We start from the raw sequence: 17,644 nt of genomic DNA, 5'->3' as shown, positions 1-17,644 counted from the left end.
AAATGGCAAAAATGCAATCCCTTCAAGACCCGTTCCTGAACTTGCTTCGTAAAGAGCGTGTTCCGGTATCTATCTTTTTAATCAATGGCATTAAGTTGCAAGGACAGATTGAGTCCTTCGACCAATTTGTCATTCTATTAAGATCAAATGTCAGTCAAATGATCTATAAGCATGCGGTGTCTACAATCGTTCCTGCGAGAAATGTTAATTTAAGCAGTGAAGTGGTAGGAGAAGTTGACGCTCCTATTGCTGAATAGCAGAGGTAAGGGTACATCCTTTATTAATGAATCATATAGTAGAGCAATTTAGTCACGAAGATGACAGAGCAATCATCGTCTCTTTAGAGATGCCTGAAAGTGAAGAGGGGGATCTTGCAGAGTTTAAGGAGTTAGTGACATCTGCAGGTGTTGAGATCCTCTCCTGTATTACAGGAACTCGGCAAACCCCTCATCATAAATATTTTTTAGGAACTGGCAAAGCAGATGAAGTACGTGTAGCCGTAGAGCAGAGCGATGCTAATGTTGTATTAATTAACCATGATTTAACGCCTAGTCAAAACCGCAACTTAGAAGAGTTATGCGGTGTTCGTGTGGTTGACCGGACTGGCTTAATTCTCGATATCTTTGCCCAAAGAGCTCAAAGCTTTGAAGGAAAGTTACAGGTTGAGTTGGCACAATTAACCCGATTATCGACACGTTTAGTACGAAAGCATACTAATCTCTCGCAACAAAGAGGTGGTGCTGTAGGACTTCGAGGGCCAGGGGAGACTCGGCTTGAGATGGATCGGCGCGTTATTAGTGATCGTATTCGGCAGCTTAAAAAACGTCTTGAGACCGTGACAAAGATGCGTGCGCAGGGGCGTATCTCCCGTGAACGTAACGAGGTTCCGACAATTGCGCTGGTCGGCTATACCAATGCCGGCAAATCTTCTCTTTTCAATCGATTGACTGCCGCTGGCGTCTATGTGCAAGATCAACTCTTTGCAACACTCGATCCGACTCATAGAGCGTTAGATATTGAGTTTGTTGGCAGAGCAGTTTTAGTTGATACCGTTGGATTTATCTCTAAACTTCCTCATGATCTTGTAGAAGCATTTAAATCAACTTTGCAAGAAGCCGTTGAAGCGGATCTTCTTCTCGAGGTGATCGATGTTGCAGACCCAGAGAGAGATCTAAAGATGCGAGAGGTAACTGCTGTTTTAGAGCAGATCGGAGCAGAAGCAGTACCGCGATTACAGGTCTTTAATAAGATCGATCTTAAACCTGAGATTGAGCCCCATAATGAGATGTCAGAAGAGGGCGTTGTTAAAGCCGTTTGGATTTCAGCAGCTAAAGATATTGGTATTGATCTACTTTTAGAGGGAGTCGCTTCCCACTTTCAGAAAGAGCACCTCTCAATGAGATTGACACTTCCCCCAAGTGAAGGGCGACTAAGAGCAGAGCTCTATGCGCTTGATGCAGTTAAAGAGGAAGCGTTTGGCAAAAATGGTGAGTTTCTTTTAGATCTCTATGTTGCTCGATATCGAATTATGCGACTATTGAAGGAGCAGCCAGAAGCGGCTCCCTATTTCGAACAATATCTATAGGTGCAAATAGCGTAAAAAATTGGTATCTTGTCGAGTTGGTATTCAACAGTTTCGGTAAGATCTGGAATCAAAGGGATTAAATGAAAAAAAATAACTTAGAGATGGCTTGGCAAGAGCCTAAAGATAGCCAGCAAGGTGGCTCATCAGGTAGTCCTCATGGAAATAATCAGCCGAATGATCAACGACCTAAAAATGGCGCTGGACCCGATCTTGACGAAATTTTTAAAAAGTTAGGCGGTGCATTTCGTGGCAAGAAAGGGATGGGCGGTCATCGACAGGGCGGTTATGGTAAATATATCGCTTTAGGTGGTGCTGTTCTTCTATGTGGTTGGTTAGCAACAGGTTTCTATACGATTGATGCGGGACAGAAAGGGGTCGAGTTACTCTTAGGTCAGTATCATGCCACTAAAGATCCTGGTTTAAGATGGCGTCTTCCTAATCCGATTGGTGATCATCGCATCATCGATATTCAACGTCGATTTTCACAAAAGATCGGTTCTACCGCTAAAGGAAATCGTCGTGCTGCGATGTTAACAAAGGATGAAAACTTAGTTGATGTGAGTGTTGAGGTTCAATATCAGATTAATAATGATGATCCTTCACAATATTGGTTTACATCTGTTGATCCCGATAAAACATTAAAAGAGGTTGTCGATAGTGCAACCCGTGAGCGTGTTGGTCAAACATCTCTAGATGATATTTTGACAGATGGTCGAGAGCAGTTGATGCAAGAGGTTAAAGAGCTTGCTCAAAGTATCTTAGATAACTATCAGATTGGTCTTGTGATTACAAACGTGAACTTAGAAGATGCGCAAGCGCCGGCAGCGGTGCAAGATGCCTTCTCCGATGCGATTCGTGCTCGTGAAGATGAGCAGAGTCGAATTAACCAAGCGAATGCTTATCAGAGTAAAGTCCATGAAGAGGCGCGCGGGGAAGCAGAGAGAATTTTGCGCCAGGCAGAAGCTTATCGTGAGAGTAAAATCGCACAAGCACGCGGGGAAGCAGAGCGTTTTAATCGCCTCTACTCAGCATATGCTATAGCGCCAGAGGTGACTAGAGAGCGTCTCTATCTTGAAAATATGGAAGAAGTATTACAAAACAGTAATAAACTCTATATGGGGTCAGATAGTAATAACTTAATGATGTTGCCACTCGATAAGATGACCGGCTCTACAACAAATTCAGGACCGAGTAAGATTGAGAAAAGAGAGGGAGCGGTGACAATCGAAGTGAAAGAGGCAACGCCGACACCAGAGAGCATTATTCAAAATCAACCTAATAACAATGTGAACGATCAGAGAAGTCGTGCGCGTTTCACTCGTTAAGAGAGGAGAGAAAAAATGAGAATTGTAACTCGCATCGTTTTACCAATCGTCATTATTGTACTGCTTCTCTTGAGCACATCTTTAGTGATTGTTAAAGAGTGGGAAAAAGGCCTCCAGCTCCGTTTTGGACGAATTGTTGCGGTCTATGATGAACCCGGTATCTATTTCAAATTACCCTTTATTGATAATGTAAGAGTCTTTGATGGCAGAATTCAGACATTAGATACGCCGCCAGAACCTTTCTTGACTTCTGAGAAGAAGAACTTGATTGTTGATACCTTCATTAAGTGGCGTGTCATCGATCCTGAGGTCTATTATCAGAAAGTATCGGGTAATCCCGGTATCTTTAACCGTCTTTTTGAACCTATTGTGAAGAATAACTTTAGAGCAGCTTTCGGTAAGCGTGATGTTCAGACAGTTGTAGGTGGTAATGTTACCTCTAAAGGAAGTAAATATGGCGACGATACTTCAAAGGTGATTGTCGTTGATAAGCCGAGTGATGCACTCTCTTTAGATCCTAAGACATTAGAAGAGATTCATTCTGAAGATGTCGATATCGTTATTCGCAGTAAAGAGAATGTTGTTCCGGTTATTGCAGGGCAAGAAGTTGATCTCAATAATACAGTTCGTCAAGAGATTGAGCGGACGATTTTAGTCGCGCTCTCTGTGGAAGCGAAAGAGTATGGTGTTGAGATTATCGATGTTCGTATTAATGGTGTAGAGCTCCCTGATGATGTTACCGATAACGTCTTTAAACGTATGAGAACTGAGCGTGAACGTGTAGCAACTGAATTGCGTTCCAAAGGGGAAGCTGCCTATATCGAAAAAGTTGCAGAAGCAGATAGTAATCGAACGATTCTTCTAGCGACTGCCTATGAAGAGGCAGAGAAGATTCGTGGGGAAGGGGATGCTGGAGCAGCAACGATTTATGGAGAAGCTTATGGTCAAGATCCTGAGTTTTACTCTTTCTATCGTAGTTTAGAAGCATATAAAAATGCCTTTCAGAATGATGGGGATCTCTTAATCCTCGATCCAGAGAGTGATTTCTTTAAACACTTTCAGCAGAAACAGTAATAAACAGCAAGTATGAGTGTTGTTCAAGCTGTCTATTTGTATCAATTTAAAAGCGCTCTGCGCTAGATTCATTTTCATGAGGAAAACTTATAATGGGTAATAATGTTGTTATTATCGGGACGCAATGGGGCGACGAAGGTAAAGGAAAGATCGTTGACCTCTTAACAGATAAAGCAGAAGCTGTTGTTCGATTTCAAGGGGGGCATAATGCCGGGCATACTCTTGTTATCGATGGCGAGAAGACAGTTTTACGTCTAATTCCATCTGGAATTTTGCGTGAACATGTTACCTGTTATATCGGTAATGGTGTGGTGCTCTCTCCAGAAGCACTTTTAAGTGAGATGGATGAGTTATTGAGTCGTGGCATTAATGTCGATGAGCGCTTAAAGATCTCAGAAGCTTGCCCTTTAGTGATGCCATACCATGTTGCGATCGATCAGGCGCGTGAAGAAAAATTGGGTAAAAATAAGATTGGTACAACAGGAAGAGGTATCGGTCCTACCTATGAAGATAAGGTTGCTCGACGTGCGGTACGTGTTGCTGATCTCTTCTACCCTGAAGTTTTCCGTCAAAAACTTGAGAGTGTTATGGAGTACCATAACTTTGTGTTAGTTAACTATCTTGGTAAAGAAGCACTCTCTGTAGATAAAGTATTTAATGACACAATGGAGCTTGCAAAACGTCTTCTTCCATTAGTGACCGATGTCTCTTATGAGCTTAAAAAGTTAAGAGATCGTGGAGCTAAAGTGATGTTTGAAGGAGCGCAAGGAACATTTTTAGATATCGATCATGGAACTTATCCTTTTGTGACTTCAAGTAATACATCAGCAGGTGGCGCGGCAACAGGGTCAGGTGTAGGTCCTTTAGCGTTAGACTATGTTTTAGGTATTGTAAAAGCATATGTCACGCGCGTTGGCTCTGGGCCATTTCCAACAGAATTAACATGTGAAATTGGGCAAGGTTTAGCAAAACGTGGTCATGAATTTGGTTCAGTGACCGGTCGTGCGCGTCGTTGCGGATGGTTTGATGTTCCTGTTTTAAAACGCTCGATTGATATCAATAGCTTATCAGGTATCTGTTTAACGAAACTTGATGTGTTAGATGGTATGGAAGAGGTGAAGATCTGTACCGGTTATAAGTTAGATGGTGAAGTAGTTGACTATCCTCCTTATGGTGCTGAAAACTTTGCTCGTTGTGAGCCTATCTATGAAACAATGCCGGGTTGGTCAGAGAGTACTGTTGGTGTCATGAGTTTTGATGCACTTCCGATCGCTGCGCAGAACTATATTAAGCGTCTTGAAGAGCTTGTGAAGGTACCTGTAGATATTATTTCAACAGGCCCTGATCGTAATGAGACATTAGTTTTAAGAGACCCTTTCGATTAGTAGAAGGTAATCCGTAATGGCGTTAAAAGCTTTTAAAGCTTACGATATTCGGGGGGAATACCCCTTAGAGATTAATGAAGACCTAGCTTATAAGCTAGGTCTTGCATTTGTAGCGGAATATCGAGCTCAAGAGATTGTTGTGGGGCATGATATTCGTGAAAGCAGCCCGCAACTTTTCACTCAATTAGTCGCAGGTATCTGTGATGCCGGTGCCGATGTTATCTCTCTCGATATTTGTGGAACGGAAGAGGTCTACTTCAATACAGTCTATCTCGAAGCAGATGGCGGTATTATGATTACAGCAAGCCATAACCCCAAGAGTCACAACGGTTTTAAATTGGTAGCGAGAGGCGCAGAGCCTATCAGCGGTTCCACTGGTCTTGAGGCGTTAAAAAGACGTATTTTGCAGGAAGATTTTGGTCAACGCGCTGTAAGAGAAAAAGGGATATTGAAGCACTTTGTCGATAAGAGACCTTATCTTCAAGCCTTGTTGCAAGCCTCTTCAATGGCATTGTCACAAAGGAGTGAAGATTTACCTTTAAACTCATTCACTGCAGCTTCATCAGCGTCGTCCATCTCACCCATTTCACCAAAGCCATTAAGGATCGTCTGTAATAGTGGCAATGGTTGTGCCGGAGCGATTGTCGATCTTCTTGAGCCCTATCTGCCTTATCAGCTAATAAAGATTCATCATGAGCCAGATGGTACTTTTCCAAATGGTGTGCCTAATCCACTTTTAGTGGAGAGACGACAGGCAACCCAAGAGGTAATACTAACTTCAGGTGCTGATTTTGGTGTTGCGTGGGATGGTGATTTTGATCGTTGCTTCTTCTTTGATGAAAGAGGAGATTTTGTTGATAGCTCCTATATTGTTGGGCTATTAGCAACCGTATTATTAACGGATCATCCCAATTCTACTATTGTGATTGATACCCGGCAGACACTCAATAGTGAAGAGGCGATCAAGAATGCTGGTGGAAAGGTTGTTATTTCTGCCGGTGGACACTCACCGATGAAGGAGAGTATGCGGAAGTTTAATGCACTTTATGGTGGAGAGATGAGTGCTCACCACTACTTTCAAGCATTTCATTACTGTGATTCGGGAATGATCCCCTTTCTTCTCATCTCTCAGCTTTTAGCAAAGAGTGATCAGACGTTAGGTGAGCTCGTCGCAGCCGCTAGACGACGTTACCCCTGTAGCGGTGAACTTAACTATCTAGTAACCGATTCGGATCTTGTTATTGCGAAAATTGCCGATTACTTTAAAGATAGAGCAGTTTCTGAAGATTATCTTGATGGCTTGAGCCTCCGTTTAGATGATTCTCGGATCAATGTGCGAGCTTCTAATACAGAACCTTACTTGCGAATCAATATCGAGGGAAAGGGATCTGAAGCGATTGTAAAAGAGCGGCAAAGAGAGATTGAGTTGCTGTTAACTCCCTATTTACAGTAGTTAAATGCCGGCGCTTTAAGTTGCCGGCATTTTTATAGATCTTAAGTTTAAGAGGTTGATGATAGAGCGCTTATCAATTGATAAGCTACAATTTATGGTAGTAGCTTGAAGAGGGCATAAGCGATGATAATCGCTAAAATTGTCGGGAAGAGGGCTCCTAATAAGGGTGAGAAGCCTGAGATAAGGATAAAGTGCCCTAGCATCTGTGTTGTTAAGTAGATAATAAGCCCTAAAATAACGCCGATTAAGATACGCTCACCAATTCCTTGTCGTCGTTGTTGCGCAAAGACTAAGGGGGCAGCGATCAGGATCATTGAAATGTTGGTCAGTGGATTAAAGACTTTAGACCAGAAAGCGAGGCGATATTCGCTACTATCGAGATTATTCTCATCGAGATAGTTAATAAAACGCCAAAGACTTTGGCTCGATTGATATTCAGGATCGCTAATTAGCGCAGTTAAGGCTGCTTGATCGATATGGGTCTCGATTTTGAAATCTTTTAGCTGCTCTTTTGTGATTTGGCGTTCACTAAAGGTGATTGCGGAGAGCGAAGGAATGACCCATTGGTCATTTTCAAGGATCATATGATCAGCTCTCATAATCTGTTTGAGAACATTTCCTTCCGGTTTATAGATGGTGATATTGCGTAGTGAGAGATCACGCATTGATCGCACTTCTATAATATAGCCGCCATCAATGGCCCAAAACCCCTTACCGATACTGCTCTTATGGCTCACTTCTAGAGCCTTTTCGTGAGTCTCAGGGACAATATATTCGCCTATTAAGACAACACCAAAACTTAATATAAGGGTGGTATAGATCGCTCCTTTCAATGTCCGTGCTTTACTAAAACCCGCTGTTCTAATGGCTGTTAGCTCATTGTGGCTCGCGAGTTGGCCTAGTCCAAGAAGCGTTCCTAATAGAAGTGCCATCGGAAAGATTCGATAGATCCGTGCCGGCATATCATAGAGTAGATAGAGTAGCATATCAGTGACGACATAGGTCTCATCGAGATCTTGTAGCTCATTTAAGAAGGTAAAAAAGGTCTCAATAATAACAAGAAGTAGAAGACAGAGCAGAGTAAAGAAGAGAGAGGTCTTTAAGGTATATCGATCTATTTTTATCATATTATCCTCGCGATAATGATTTATCGCCCATAGTGCTATTTATGCTATCAAGAGAGTGCTGCTAGAGCGATCTGTTATAACGCCGGTAGACAATATAGGCAAATATAAACATTATCAGTTGAATCCACCAGATACCTAAATCAGGGTTAATTTTGCCACTCTTAATCCAAGAGAGTCCGATACCTAAGAAGTTAAAGTAGAAGACGTAAAAGATGACTCCCACAATTAATTTATTAAAGCGACCCTCTCGCGGTCGAGAGTGTGAAAGTGCCGGGATCAACAAAATTAAGAGATAGATTGAGATCGGACCGGAAAGTCGCCTTTGTAATTCTCGCTTCTCATCCGGTGTTGTACCAGTGATGACATCATACGCACTCCAAGCGATCGCTTTGGGCCAAGCATCACTACTTTCAGTATCGAGGCGGATTCGTAGCGTATCGAAGAAGAGCACTTCTGAAAAGTCCGCATTTGTGGTTGTTCTTGAACCATCCTCTAAGATTACAAAACGGGTATTATCCTCATTGATCTGTTGGGTTCCCTTTTCGGCAATGGTGATAGTGTGATGTCCATTCGCTTCATTTGTTTTGATAAAGATCTTGTTCAGCGTTCCATCTTCCGCATTGATCGATTGTACGTAGATAGTCTGTTTACCGCGGGCAAACTCCTGGAAAACACCTGGTTTTAAGATTGTCAGCTGGGCCTCTTCTCGTGCCTTTTTTAAGACCACTTCTTGAATTTGTGCAATCTCCGGCACAATCCAGAAATTTAAGATTAAGATAAGAAAACTTAAGGGAATTCCGATCTGTAACAAAATACGATAGAGTCGTTTAACCGGCATTCCTAAAGCGTAAAAGGCGGTCATCTCACTATCTTTGTAGAGTCTACCGAAAGCTAAGATAGAGGCGAGTAGAAAGCTCAAAGGGAGCAGTTCAGTGATAAATCGAACAACTTGTAGGCCTAGCAATGAGATCACAGCTGATTGCGATAGAGTTCCATTGATCACTTGGTTGAGATAGAAGGCCAATCGCTGCACAAGCAGAATAGAGATCAGTACTAAGAGTACTGCTGCGAAGGTCGACAAGATCTCTCGTCGAATATAGCGATTAATGAGACTCATATCATTACTGTTCCATAATTTGAGGACCTAAATCGGTCGCTGAAAGTGTAGATCGCTGTGAGTAAAGGCGAAGAGAGGCTATCGCGCCTCTTCATCCACCTGTTTACGCTCTCTGTAGAATTGTTCATAATATTGATCAAATGTTCCGGCATCGATGTGATCTCGAATCTGTTGCATATGCCAGAGGAAGTAGTGCAGGTTATGAATACTTGCTAAATGTGCGCCAAGCAGCTCTTTGGTTCGAATAAGATGACGAAGGTATGAGCGACTAAAGTTTTGACAGGTGTAGCAGCTACAGGTCTCATCGAGTGGACGAGTATCGAGATCATAGCGAGCATTTTTGATGCGAATATCGCCAAAACGGGTAAAGAGATGTCCATTTCGAGCATTGCGCGTAGGAATCACGCAGTCAAACATATCGACCCCTCGTTTTACCCCTTCAATCAGATCTTCTGGTTTACCGACTCCCATCAGGTAGCGGGGTTTATCTTTCGGCATTTTGGGATCGAGAAATTCTAAGATACGATCTCGCTCCTCTTTTGGCTCACCGACTGCTAAACCACCGATCGCATAGCCATTGAATTCGATCTCTTGAAGAGCATCGAGTGATTGTTCCCGAAGATCTTCAAACATACTTCCTTGAACGATTCCGAAGAGTGCATTAGGATTTTCACCGGCAACAAAGGCATCTTTAGAGCGCTTAGCCCAACGCATAGAGAGCTCCATCGATTTTTTAGCTTCATCATAAGTTGCAGGATAGGGTGTGCATTCATCAAATGCCATCACAATATCGGAACCTAAAACCCGTTGAATCTCCATTGATTTCTCTGGATCGAGAAAGAGTTTCTCACCATTAAAGGGGGAGCGGAAGGTAACCCCTTTCTCCTCAATCTTACGAAGTTCTGCAAGAGAGAAGACCTGAAAACCACCTGAGTCAGTAAGGATCGGTTTATCCCACTGCATAAAATCATGAAGATCGCCATGAGCCCGAATCACATCAAGTCCCGGTCTTAGCCAGAGATGAAAAGTGTTGCCAAGAATAATCTGAGCATTCATCTCTTTTAGGTTTTGGGGGGTTACCCCTTTTACTGTGGCAATTGTCCCTACCGGCATGAAGATAGGTGTTTCGATCGTGCCTCGCTTAAAAGTAATCCGGCCTCGGCGAGCAGCGCCATCGGTCTTTAAAAGTTCAAATTTCATTGCTACCTTATTTTTCCATAATTTTAATGCTATTATTTTACCGTTAAACAGTAAGAAATGCAGATATTCATTGGGGAATGAATTATCGCATATAACCCCTTTCATCGTCGGCAAAATTAATAGGCTGATTTAAGAGGCTAAGTCTCTTAAAAGGTTATCTCATAATCTTACGGGATGAGGCTAGCTGATAGGTGGGCTCACAAGATTCACTGAAAAAGGATGTTATGGTACAAGTCAGCTTTTATGTTCTACCAACAAGTAACGAAGCTTCTCGACAAAAATTGCTATTGAAGATCTTAGAGAAGGCATATCTTGCTGAGGAGCCGGCACTTCTCTATAGCGATAATCAGGAGTTGATCCGCTTTTTAGATCGAAAGTTGTGGGAATTGCCCCACATTGAATTTCTTCCACATGCTGTCATTACGACGGAGGAGGATATTAATGAGGCTGATTTTATCTATCTCTCCGATAAGATGTGGCCATTACCGCATCGATCTTTAATTATCAATATCCATCCCTTTGTGCCGGATGATGTTAAAAATGGGCTCTATCCGCGTGTCTTTGAGGTGATTACGCAAGATCCGCAAGTATTAGAAGAGAGCCGAAATCGTTATCGGCTCTATCGTCAATTGGGGTTTGAGATTGAAACCCATAAGTTATAATCAGTTATAATAATTACAATGTCGTTTATAGGCAGTCGATAAGCAGTTTATAAGCAGTTAGTAAGAGATAATTTTCTGCATCATTGAGGACGATTACTCTCGATCATCTCTTTTGCATGTTCAAAGGTGGCTTCTGTCAGCTTGACACCCCCTAGCATTCTAGCGATCTCATCAATACGGCCTTTAGGAGTGAGCGCACGAATAGCAGTCGTTGTACTACTCTCTCCTTTTGTTTTAGCCACAACAAAATGGTGATGCCCAAAACTGGCAACTTGAGGAAGATGGGTCACACAGAAGACTTGACGACCGATGCTAAGTTCTTGCAGATAGCGACCAATCATCTCCGCAACAGCACCACCAACGCCGGTATCAACTTCATCGAAGATTAAAGTAGGAAGAGATGAGCGCATGCTTAGAATCACAGAGATTGCTAAGCTAATACGCGCTAATTCACCGCCTGAGGCAACTTTTCCTAAAGGTTGTAGAGGTTGCCCTGGGTTAGCAGAGACATTAAATTCAACTGCCTCATTACCATAAGGGTGGTAAGGATTATTAGGCTGAAGGTGGATTGCAAATTTTCCCCCTTCCATCGCTAAGCCTTGCATCGATTCGGTGATTTTAAGATTGAGTTCTTCTATCGCCTCTAATCGTTTCTGCGTGATCTCGTCCGCCATCTTCTGCCAACGGATTTTCATCTGGGCAATCTTCTCCTCAAGCTCTTCAATCTCCTCTTCAGAGACATCTTGGGCGCTAAGTTCCTGTTCGAGCTCTTGTTGTTTTATTAAAAGGTTGAGAGGGTCGATCCGATGTTTACGCGCTAAACTATTGAGCTCTTGCATGCGGCTTTCGACCTGTCGTAACTCCTCTTGATCAAATCCCTCATGATCCATTTTGGCATTGAGCTCATTTTCCGATTCACTACAGAGAATAAGCGCATTGTTGATCATCTCTTTAATATCTTTTACAGAAGGATCGAAGTTTTCGATGGTTTGTAGTGACTGTTCTAGTTGTGCTAACTTCCTGGTGATACCATTTTCATCATCACTTAAGTAGTTGATTGCTTCTTCTAGAGCGGCAATTCTCAGCTCAAAGTTATTAAGATGATCGAAGCGTTCATTGATCGTTTCCCACTCACCTTCTTGTGGCTTTATGCTATTGAACTCTGCTAATTGAAACTTTAAAAAGTTGATGCGATCTTGTGTGCTCTCATCCCGGTTTTTAAGCTCATTGAGTTTACTCTCTAACTCCTGCATCTCTCGAGTGAAGATGGCAAGTTCATTCACCTCTTCTAGACAACCGGCATATTGATCGACAAGATGACGCTGAGCATTAGCGCGGGTTAAAGATTGATGCGCATGTTGACCATGGATATCGACTAAACGCTCACCGATACTCTTTAGCGCATGAAGTGGCATAGCGCGACCATTGATAAATCCGCGGGTTCGACCATTATTAGAGATAACACGACGAAGAATACAGAGATCATCATCAAAGCCGATAGAGTTTTCAGTTAACCACGCTTTTGCTCTTGGAATCTTAGAGATATCGAACGTTGCAATGACCTCACCTTGCGCTTCGCCCTGATAGATCATTGAGCTATCTGCTTTTCCGCCTAATACAATTGAGAGAGCATCGACCGTTAAAGATTTTCCCGCGCCGGTCTCACCACTAATAACAGTTAAATTAGGTGAGAAATCGAGTTGCAACTCTTCAATAATGGCGAAGTTTTTTACATAGAGATCAATTAGCATCGCAGATTCCTTAACTTATACGGTGTCTATTATGAGGGTCGATGAATTTCTTAGTTTGAAAACAGGCTTTAGAGGTTTACTTCGGAAATCTATTTTGAGCTCTTTTTTATTCTCTCGATGATCGTATCGAGATCGAGAGGACTTTTGTAGATCTCCTCTTGCCATTTAATGACAGGAATAAACCAACCATAACGCTCTACTAATGCATCATCGTGAACAATATCGATATAGTGATATTGAATACCTTCAGCTTGTAAACGCTCTTCAACAGCTTCGCAGAGTTGACAATCTAATGTGCTGTAGAGCACGACTGTGTCAATATTTTGAGTCTGATTTGTCATACTTAATTACGCTCTTTTACTATGAATACCAATAAATGATCCAATAAATGATCCAATAAATGGTCCAATAATCACCTATTGGCATGATCGATTGGCATTATCTATTGCGGATCATTAATTGATGATGATCTGATAATTGTGTCGCTTAGTTTACTCAATCATCTCTTAAACGACAATAAAAATATTGCTTTTATGTAATATTTGTAAAAGTTTGCAATATTTATAATGAATTATCTATTTCCCCTACCTGTTTTCTTATCTATTTTTTATCTGTTTTATAAGCACCTCATGAAGCACTTCAGGAAACCCTTTTATGTGAGTTTTATATGAGAGGATGTCGTAATGGATCTTATTGAAGTTAAAAATGACTGATAGTTAATGAGTAGGTGTAAAAATAGTAGATAGTGGTATTTCTAATAACGGAGTGTAGTCAATTCTCTGTAGAATAAAAAGGATCTTTCAGTTATGCTTTTTTTGTTGCGCTATAATTGCATCAATTTAAATGACATACTCATTGGCGAAGTAGTGAGGCGTTCAATAAAAATTCACTCATAGGATGAATATTAACGCCCCCTTAATTTGTTAATTGGTAATTCGTTAATTGGGTTAATTCGGTTAATTTGACTAATTGGAACTGGTTCGGTTAGTTCGATTGGTTCGGTTATTTTCACTAATCCCATTAATAAAATCTTATTCAGGAGAGAGCCATATATGGATGCGCAACGAGAGATATATCTTACCCATGCAAAGAATGTATTAACAATTGAAGCAGATGCTGTATTGGCATTGCAATCAGAGATTGATGAGAATTTTTTACAAATTTGTGATCTTCTGAAAGATTGTCGCGGTCGCGTTGTCGTGACGGGGATGGGCAAGTCAGGACACATTGGCAATAAAATTGCGGCGACGATGGCGAGTACCGGCACTCCTGCCTTTTTTCTCCATCCCGCGGAAGCAAGTCATGGTGATCTTGGCATGATTACTGAAGAAGATGTAGTTCTTGCGCTCTCTAACTCTGGTGAAACCGATGAGATTATTTCGATTTTACCCATTATCTCCCGAAGAGATATTCCACTTGTAGCAATAACGGGGAATCAAGACTCTACCTTAGCAAAATCAGCCGATTATCACCTTTTAGTGAAGGTTGAGAAAGAGGCATGTCCTCTCAATTTAGCACCGACAGCGAGTACAACTGCGGCGCTTGCGATGGGAGATGCATTGGCAGTAACGCTATTAGAGATGAGAGGATTTACCTCAGAAGATTTTGCCTTCTCTCATCCTGGTGGCAAATTAGGTCGCAGATTGCTTCTGCGTGTTGCCGATATTATGGCGCCTTTTGAAGAGCTTGCGGCGCTTCCAGAATCCACTACATTAACCGATACTCTTTTAGCAATGACCCAAAAACCGTTAGGCGTTTCAGTCGCTATTGATCATCAACAGATGCTTTTAGGTGTCTTTACAGAAGGGGATCTTCGTCGCTCTTTGATGACAGGTCGAGATATTCATGAGCTCACATTAGGTGATTGTATTACGCGTACTCCCTATATTATTGCGCCCGATGCTTTAGCCGTGGATGCCGTGCATTTAATGGAGACTAAGAGAATTACGGCACTCCCAGTTGTTGAAGCGGGGAAAGTAGTAGGTGTGATCAATATGCATCACCTTCTCCAAGCGCGAGTAATTTAGGGCTCTGATGAGTGTTTATTAAGGATTTTTTAAAGAGTTTATAGAGAGTTTATAGAGTAATAAAGGGTAACAATGAAACTCAATCCGGAACAGGCAAGTGCGGTTAAGCATATTAAAACACCATTATTGGTATTAGCCGGTGCAGGCTCAGGAAAGACGCGTGTTATTACCGAAAAAATCAGATATCTGGTTGATGAGCACTATTACGATCCGCGATCAATCTATGCTGTGACTTTTACCAATAAAGCAGCAAGGGAGATGTCGGATCGATTGATCGGAACAATGGGGAAGGAACGGGGTCGTAAAGTGCGCGTCTCTACCTTCCACACCTTAGGGCTCTCTATCTTAAAAAAGCATGGGAAGTTGATCGGTCTGCGCCCAGGATTTTCTATCTATGATCAGAAAGATAGTACACAATTGATGGAATCCTTGATGGAGAGTGATGCGGAAACGATTCGTTTAGCATTAGATCGTATCTCTTCATGGAAGAATGATCTACAGAGTTTAGAGGCGCTTCGTAATGCCGCTTTAGATCCATTTGAGAGCTCTCTTGTGGAGCTTTATGATCGTTATCAGACTCAGCTTCTCTCCTATAATGCCATCGATTTTGATGATCTCATTCTTCTGCCACTACAGTTACTGCAGAAATTTCCTGATGTTCGTTATCACTGGCAAAAGGAGATTCGCTATCTGCTCGTCGATGAATATCAAGATACCAATATGTGTCAATATGAGCTGGTGAAGTTACTGATCGGGGATCATCACCACTTAACTGTTGTGGGGGATGATGATCAGTCGATCTATGCATGGCGAGGCGCACGACCTGAAAATTTACATCAATTGCGGGTCGATTTTCCCAATCTAACCCTTATTAAGCTTGAGCAGAACTATCGCTCAACAGGCCATATTCTTAAAGCTGCAAACCATGTGATTTCACTCAATCCCCATATCTATGAGAAGGCACTTTGGTCCACATTAGGGGATGGGGAGAAGATTGAAATTCGCGACTTTAAGAGTGCCGAGGCAGAGAGCGAATATATTGCAACGACAATCGTGCATCATGTGATGTTAAATCGTGCTAATTACAGTGATTTTGCTGTTCTCTACCGAGGCAATCATCAAGCACGAATCTTTGAGATGGCACTGCGTATGCGCGGTGTACCGGTTAAAGTGGTTGGAGGAACTAGTTTTTTTCAACAGCCTGAGGTTAAAGATCTTCTCTCCTATCTCAAGCTCATTAGTAATCCAGCGGATGATCCCTCTTTGTTACGGGTAATCAATATCCCCAAAAGAGAGATTGGGGCGATAACGCTCAAAAAAATTACAGAGTTTGCCGCAGAAAACCATCTCTCTCTCTTTGAGACATTAGAGCACCCCCATTTAGCAAGTTATATTGGACGAGCAGGGCACAAATGTGCTCAGTTTGCAGCCCAAATTCGTTCACTGAGTCGTTATGAAAATCATGTTGAGAAACTCTTTGATAAGTTGATTACCGATATCGGTTATGAGGAACATCTACGAGATCAAGCAACTTCTCCTAAATCATTTGAGCGAAAATTGAATAGTGTTAATGCATTAAGAGAGTGGTTTGCCGGCGAAGAGGGGAGTTTGGGTGAAATACTCTCCCACTTAACTTTGATCTCTATTTTAGAAAATCAACGAGAAGAGGAAGAGGCAGATGCTGTGACGTTAATGACGCTCCATAGCGCTAAAGGATTGGAGTTCCCCTATGTTTTTATGGTGGGATTGGAGGAGGATCTGCTTCCGCATCGAAATAGTATCGATAGTGATATGGTTGAAGAGGAGCGTCGACTCTTCTATGTGGGTGTAACCCGAGCCCGGAGAAAATTGGAGATCACTTTCTGTCGGCAGCGCCGGCGTTATGGTGAGTGGGAGTCTTGTAAGATGAGCCGCTTTTTAGAGGAGTTGCCGGAAGAGAATATTGTCTGGTATACCGATGGCAAGATGCCATCAAAAGAGGCTCAGCGCCAAAATACGGCAGATACGCTTGCCGGATTACAGGCCATGCTCGATGGGCTAGAGCGATGAGAGATTCTATGCATAATGAAATCAATAAAGATGGCATAAGCGGTGGTATAAACACGTTGGAATATGGATCTAAAAAAGCCATTAGCAGGGGAGCAAACTTGGCAGATAGCGGGATTGCTATTTGTCGAGTTATGAGGCAGATTATGGCTCGAATGGTTGTACCTATCGGACGAAGAGGATTTATTGAAGGATACTTTATCCTCTCTCTGATGGCTTTATCGTTCTTTGCACTCTTTCTCTACCACTATGCTGATGTAGCAGAGTCGCCACAAAAACTCTTAAGGGGCATTGCTAACCTGATACTAGAACGAAATTTCTACTTAGTTATTGTGATGCTCTTTTTTTTAAGCTTCGGAATTCTCTATCTACTACGAATACGAGATAGTAGACTTTCACCGATGCTAAAGGGACTCTTTTTTCTACCTCTTTTTCTCTTTTATCTCTCCGCTGCTGAATTAATTTTAGTGCTCACCAATACCATTGTAGAGACCAACTTTCTGCAGATGATAGCCGCGATTAAGCGCTTTTCACAAACCGCGAATGGGGAGAATTTCTCTCAAATAATTCCTCAGAGTTGGATCCTTTTATTAAAAGAGGGTGCATGGCGTTTTCAGTTGCTCTCTCTTTTGCATCTCTTGGTTCTGATCTTGCCGTTACTTTTTCCCGCCTCTTCCTCTCTAGATGAGAAGCGCTATACCTCTACTTTTCAACTGATCTTTATTATTTTCTTAAAAATTCTTCACTATCTCTTTTTTACCCTTGCGCTATTATGGCTTCTATCGAGCCTTCTCGGTTGGGGATATTTAACTTATCTGACATTTCAGATGGAGAGTGGCGTGCAATATCTAGAAGATTATCAGCGTTTTCAAACGCTATTAGGTGGGTAAGA

The 17,644-nt window shown here is 42.1% G+C and carries 15 protein-coding genes; 10 read left to right on the top strand and 5 right to left on the bottom strand.

Annotated elements, in window-relative coordinates:
• The first annotated feature begins 2 nt into the window (after nucleotides 1-2).
• The 6 genes from hfq to DC082_RS04980 all read left to right on the top strand — a co-directional run bounded on the left by hfq (nucleotide 3) and on the right by DC082_RS04980 (nucleotide 6,822).
• A complete protein-coding gene (gene hfq, locus DC082_RS05005; RefSeq protein WP_094566761.1) occupies nucleotides 3-257 on the top strand; it encodes an RNA chaperone Hfq in 255 nt (84 codons plus the stop codon).
• A 26-nt stretch (nucleotides 258-283) separates the two neighbouring features.
• Nucleotides 284-1,585, top strand: coding sequence for a ribosome rescue GTPase HflX (gene hflX / locus DC082_RS05000; RefSeq protein WP_109236005.1), 1,302 nt, complete (start codon nucleotides 284-286; stop codon nucleotides 1,583-1,585).
• A gap of 80 nt (nucleotides 1,586-1,665) precedes the next feature.
• Nucleotides 1,666-2,910: an FtsH protease activity modulator HflK gene (gene hflK / locus DC082_RS04995; RefSeq protein WP_109236004.1), complete on the top strand. Its 1,245-nt coding sequence runs from the start codon at nucleotides 1,666-1,668 to the stop codon at nucleotides 2,908-2,910.
• 15 nt (nucleotides 2,911-2,925) lie between these two features.
• A complete protein-coding gene (gene hflC / locus DC082_RS04990; protein ID WP_109236003.1) occupies nucleotides 2,926-3,984 on the top strand; it encodes a protease modulator HflC in 1,059 nt (352 codons plus the stop codon).
• 92 nt (nucleotides 3,985-4,076) lie between these two features.
• Entirely contained in the window at nucleotides 4,077-5,369 is a 1,293-nt protein-coding gene (locus DC082_RS04985; RefSeq protein ID WP_109236002.1) for an adenylosuccinate synthase, read from the top strand.
• Between the two features lie 16 nt (nucleotides 5,370-5,385).
• Nucleotides 5,386-6,822 carry a phosphomannomutase/phosphoglucomutase gene (locus DC082_RS04980; protein WP_109236001.1) on the top strand — a complete coding sequence of 479 codons (1,437 nt, stop codon included), beginning with the start codon at nucleotides 5,386-5,388 and terminating at the stop codon, nucleotides 6,820-6,822.
• A 92-nt stretch (nucleotides 6,823-6,914) separates the two neighbouring features.
• Here the strand turns inward: DC082_RS04980 and lptG are convergent, their stop codons facing one another.
• The 3 genes from lptG to tgt form a co-directional block, all read right to left on the bottom strand.
• Nucleotides 6,915-7,949, bottom strand: a complete 1,035-nt coding sequence (gene lptG, locus DC082_RS04975) for an LPS export ABC transporter permease LptG (protein ID WP_109236000.1) — start codon at nucleotides 7,947-7,949, stop codon at nucleotides 6,915-6,917.
• Nucleotides 7,950-8,010: 61 nt separating this feature from the next.
• Entirely contained in the window at nucleotides 8,011-9,066 is a 1,056-nt protein-coding gene (lptF, locus tag DC082_RS04970) for an LPS export ABC transporter permease LptF (RefSeq protein WP_109235999.1), read from the bottom strand.
• Between the two features lie 78 nt (nucleotides 9,067-9,144).
• Entirely contained in the window at nucleotides 9,145-10,266 is a 1,122-nt protein-coding gene (tgt, locus tag DC082_RS04965; protein ID WP_109235998.1) for a tRNA guanosine(34) transglycosylase Tgt, read from the bottom strand.
• 224 nt (nucleotides 10,267-10,490) lie between these two features.
• Between tgt and DC082_RS04960 the strand changes: the two genes are divergently transcribed.
• On the top strand, nucleotides 10,491-10,928 hold the full coding sequence (locus DC082_RS04960; RefSeq protein WP_109235997.1) for a DNA polymerase III subunit chi: 438 nt from the start codon (nucleotides 10,491-10,493) through the stop codon (nucleotides 10,926-10,928).
• Between the two features lie 80 nt (nucleotides 10,929-11,008).
• Here DC082_RS04960 and recN read toward each other — a convergent pair whose 3' ends face one another.
• Both recN and DC082_RS04950 read right to left on the bottom strand, forming a co-directional pair.
• Nucleotides 11,009-12,679: a DNA repair protein RecN gene (gene recN / locus DC082_RS04955; protein WP_109235996.1), complete on the bottom strand. Its 1,671-nt coding sequence runs from the start codon at nucleotides 12,677-12,679 to the stop codon at nucleotides 11,009-11,011.
• A gap of 89 nt (nucleotides 12,680-12,768) precedes the next feature.
• On the bottom strand, nucleotides 12,769-13,020 hold the full coding sequence (locus DC082_RS04950; protein ID WP_109235995.1) for a glutaredoxin family protein: 252 nt from the start codon (nucleotides 13,018-13,020) through the stop codon (nucleotides 12,769-12,771).
• A gap of 711 nt (nucleotides 13,021-13,731) precedes the next feature.
• Here DC082_RS04950 and DC082_RS04945 point away from each other — a divergent pair.
• From DC082_RS04945 to DC082_RS10610, 3 genes are all read left to right on the top strand, one after another.
• Nucleotides 13,732-14,706 (top strand): KpsF/GutQ family sugar-phosphate isomerase, encoded by a 975-nt coding sequence (locus tag DC082_RS04945; RefSeq protein WP_109235994.1) that lies wholly within the window; start codon nucleotides 13,732-13,734, stop codon nucleotides 14,704-14,706.
• Nucleotides 14,707-14,778: 72 nt separating this feature from the next.
• On the top strand, nucleotides 14,779-16,755 hold the full coding sequence (locus DC082_RS04940) for a UvrD-helicase domain-containing protein (protein WP_109235993.1): 1,977 nt from the start codon (nucleotides 14,779-14,781) through the stop codon (nucleotides 16,753-16,755).
• 143 nt (nucleotides 16,756-16,898) lie between these two features.
• On the top strand, nucleotides 16,899-17,642 hold the full coding sequence (locus tag DC082_RS10610) for a hypothetical protein (protein WP_133243685.1): 744 nt from the start codon (nucleotides 16,899-16,901) through the stop codon (nucleotides 17,640-17,642).
• Nucleotides 17,643-17,644 lie beyond the last annotated feature (2 nt).

The sequence above is a fragment of the Ignatzschineria indica genome, assembly GCF_003121925.1.
In the GTDB taxonomy this organism is placed as follows: domain Bacteria; phylum Pseudomonadota; class Gammaproteobacteria; order Cardiobacteriales; family Wohlfahrtiimonadaceae; genus Ignatzschineria; species Ignatzschineria indica.
This window is presented reverse-complemented; position numbering and strand designations above follow the sequence as displayed.

Bases quoted from the DNA above. Each gene is read 5' to 3' on its own strand.
- lptF (WP_109235999.1), bottom strand. From the start codon at position 9,066: ATGAGTCTCATTAATCGCTATATTCGACGAGAGATCTTGTCGACCTTC.
- hfq (WP_094566761.1), top strand. From the start codon at position 3: ATGGCAAAAATGCAATCCCTTCAAGACCCGTTCCTGAACTTGCTTCGT.
- hflC (WP_109236003.1), top strand. From the start codon at position 2,926: ATGAGAATTGTAACTCGCATCGTTTTACCAATCGTCATTATTGTACTG.
- recN (WP_109235996.1), bottom strand. From the start codon at position 12,679: ATGCTAATTGATCTCTATGTAAAAAACTTCGCCATTATTGAAGAGTTG.
- hflX (WP_109236005.1), top strand. From the start codon at position 284: ATGAATCATATAGTAGAGCAATTTAGTCACGAAGATGACAGAGCAATC.
- DC082_RS10610 (WP_133243685.1), top strand. From the start codon at position 16,899: ATGGCTCGAATGGTTGTACCTATCGGACGAAGAGGATTTATTGAAGGA.
- hflK (WP_109236004.1), top strand. From the start codon at position 1,666: ATGAAAAAAAATAACTTAGAGATGGCTTGGCAAGAGCCTAAAGATAGC.
- lptG (WP_109236000.1), bottom strand. From the start codon at position 7,949: ATGATAAAAATAGATCGATATACCTTAAAGACCTCTCTCTTCTTTACT.
- DC082_RS04950 (WP_109235995.1), bottom strand. From the start codon at position 13,020: ATGACAAATCAGACTCAAAATATTGACACAGTCGTGCTCTACAGCACA.
- tgt (WP_109235998.1), bottom strand. From the start codon at position 10,266: ATGAAATTTGAACTTTTAAAGACCGATGGCGCTGCTCGCCGAGGCCGG.
- DC082_RS04985 (WP_109236002.1), top strand. From the start codon at position 4,077: ATGGGTAATAATGTTGTTATTATCGGGACGCAATGGGGCGACGAAGGT.
- DC082_RS04980 (WP_109236001.1), top strand. From the start codon at position 5,386: ATGGCGTTAAAAGCTTTTAAAGCTTACGATATTCGGGGGGAATACCCC.
- DC082_RS04960 (WP_109235997.1), top strand. From the start codon at position 10,491: ATGGTACAAGTCAGCTTTTATGTTCTACCAACAAGTAACGAAGCTTCT.
- DC082_RS04940 (WP_109235993.1), top strand. From the start codon at position 14,779: ATGAAACTCAATCCGGAACAGGCAAGTGCGGTTAAGCATATTAAAACA.
- DC082_RS04945 (WP_109235994.1), top strand. From the start codon at position 13,732: ATGGATGCGCAACGAGAGATATATCTTACCCATGCAAAGAATGTATTA.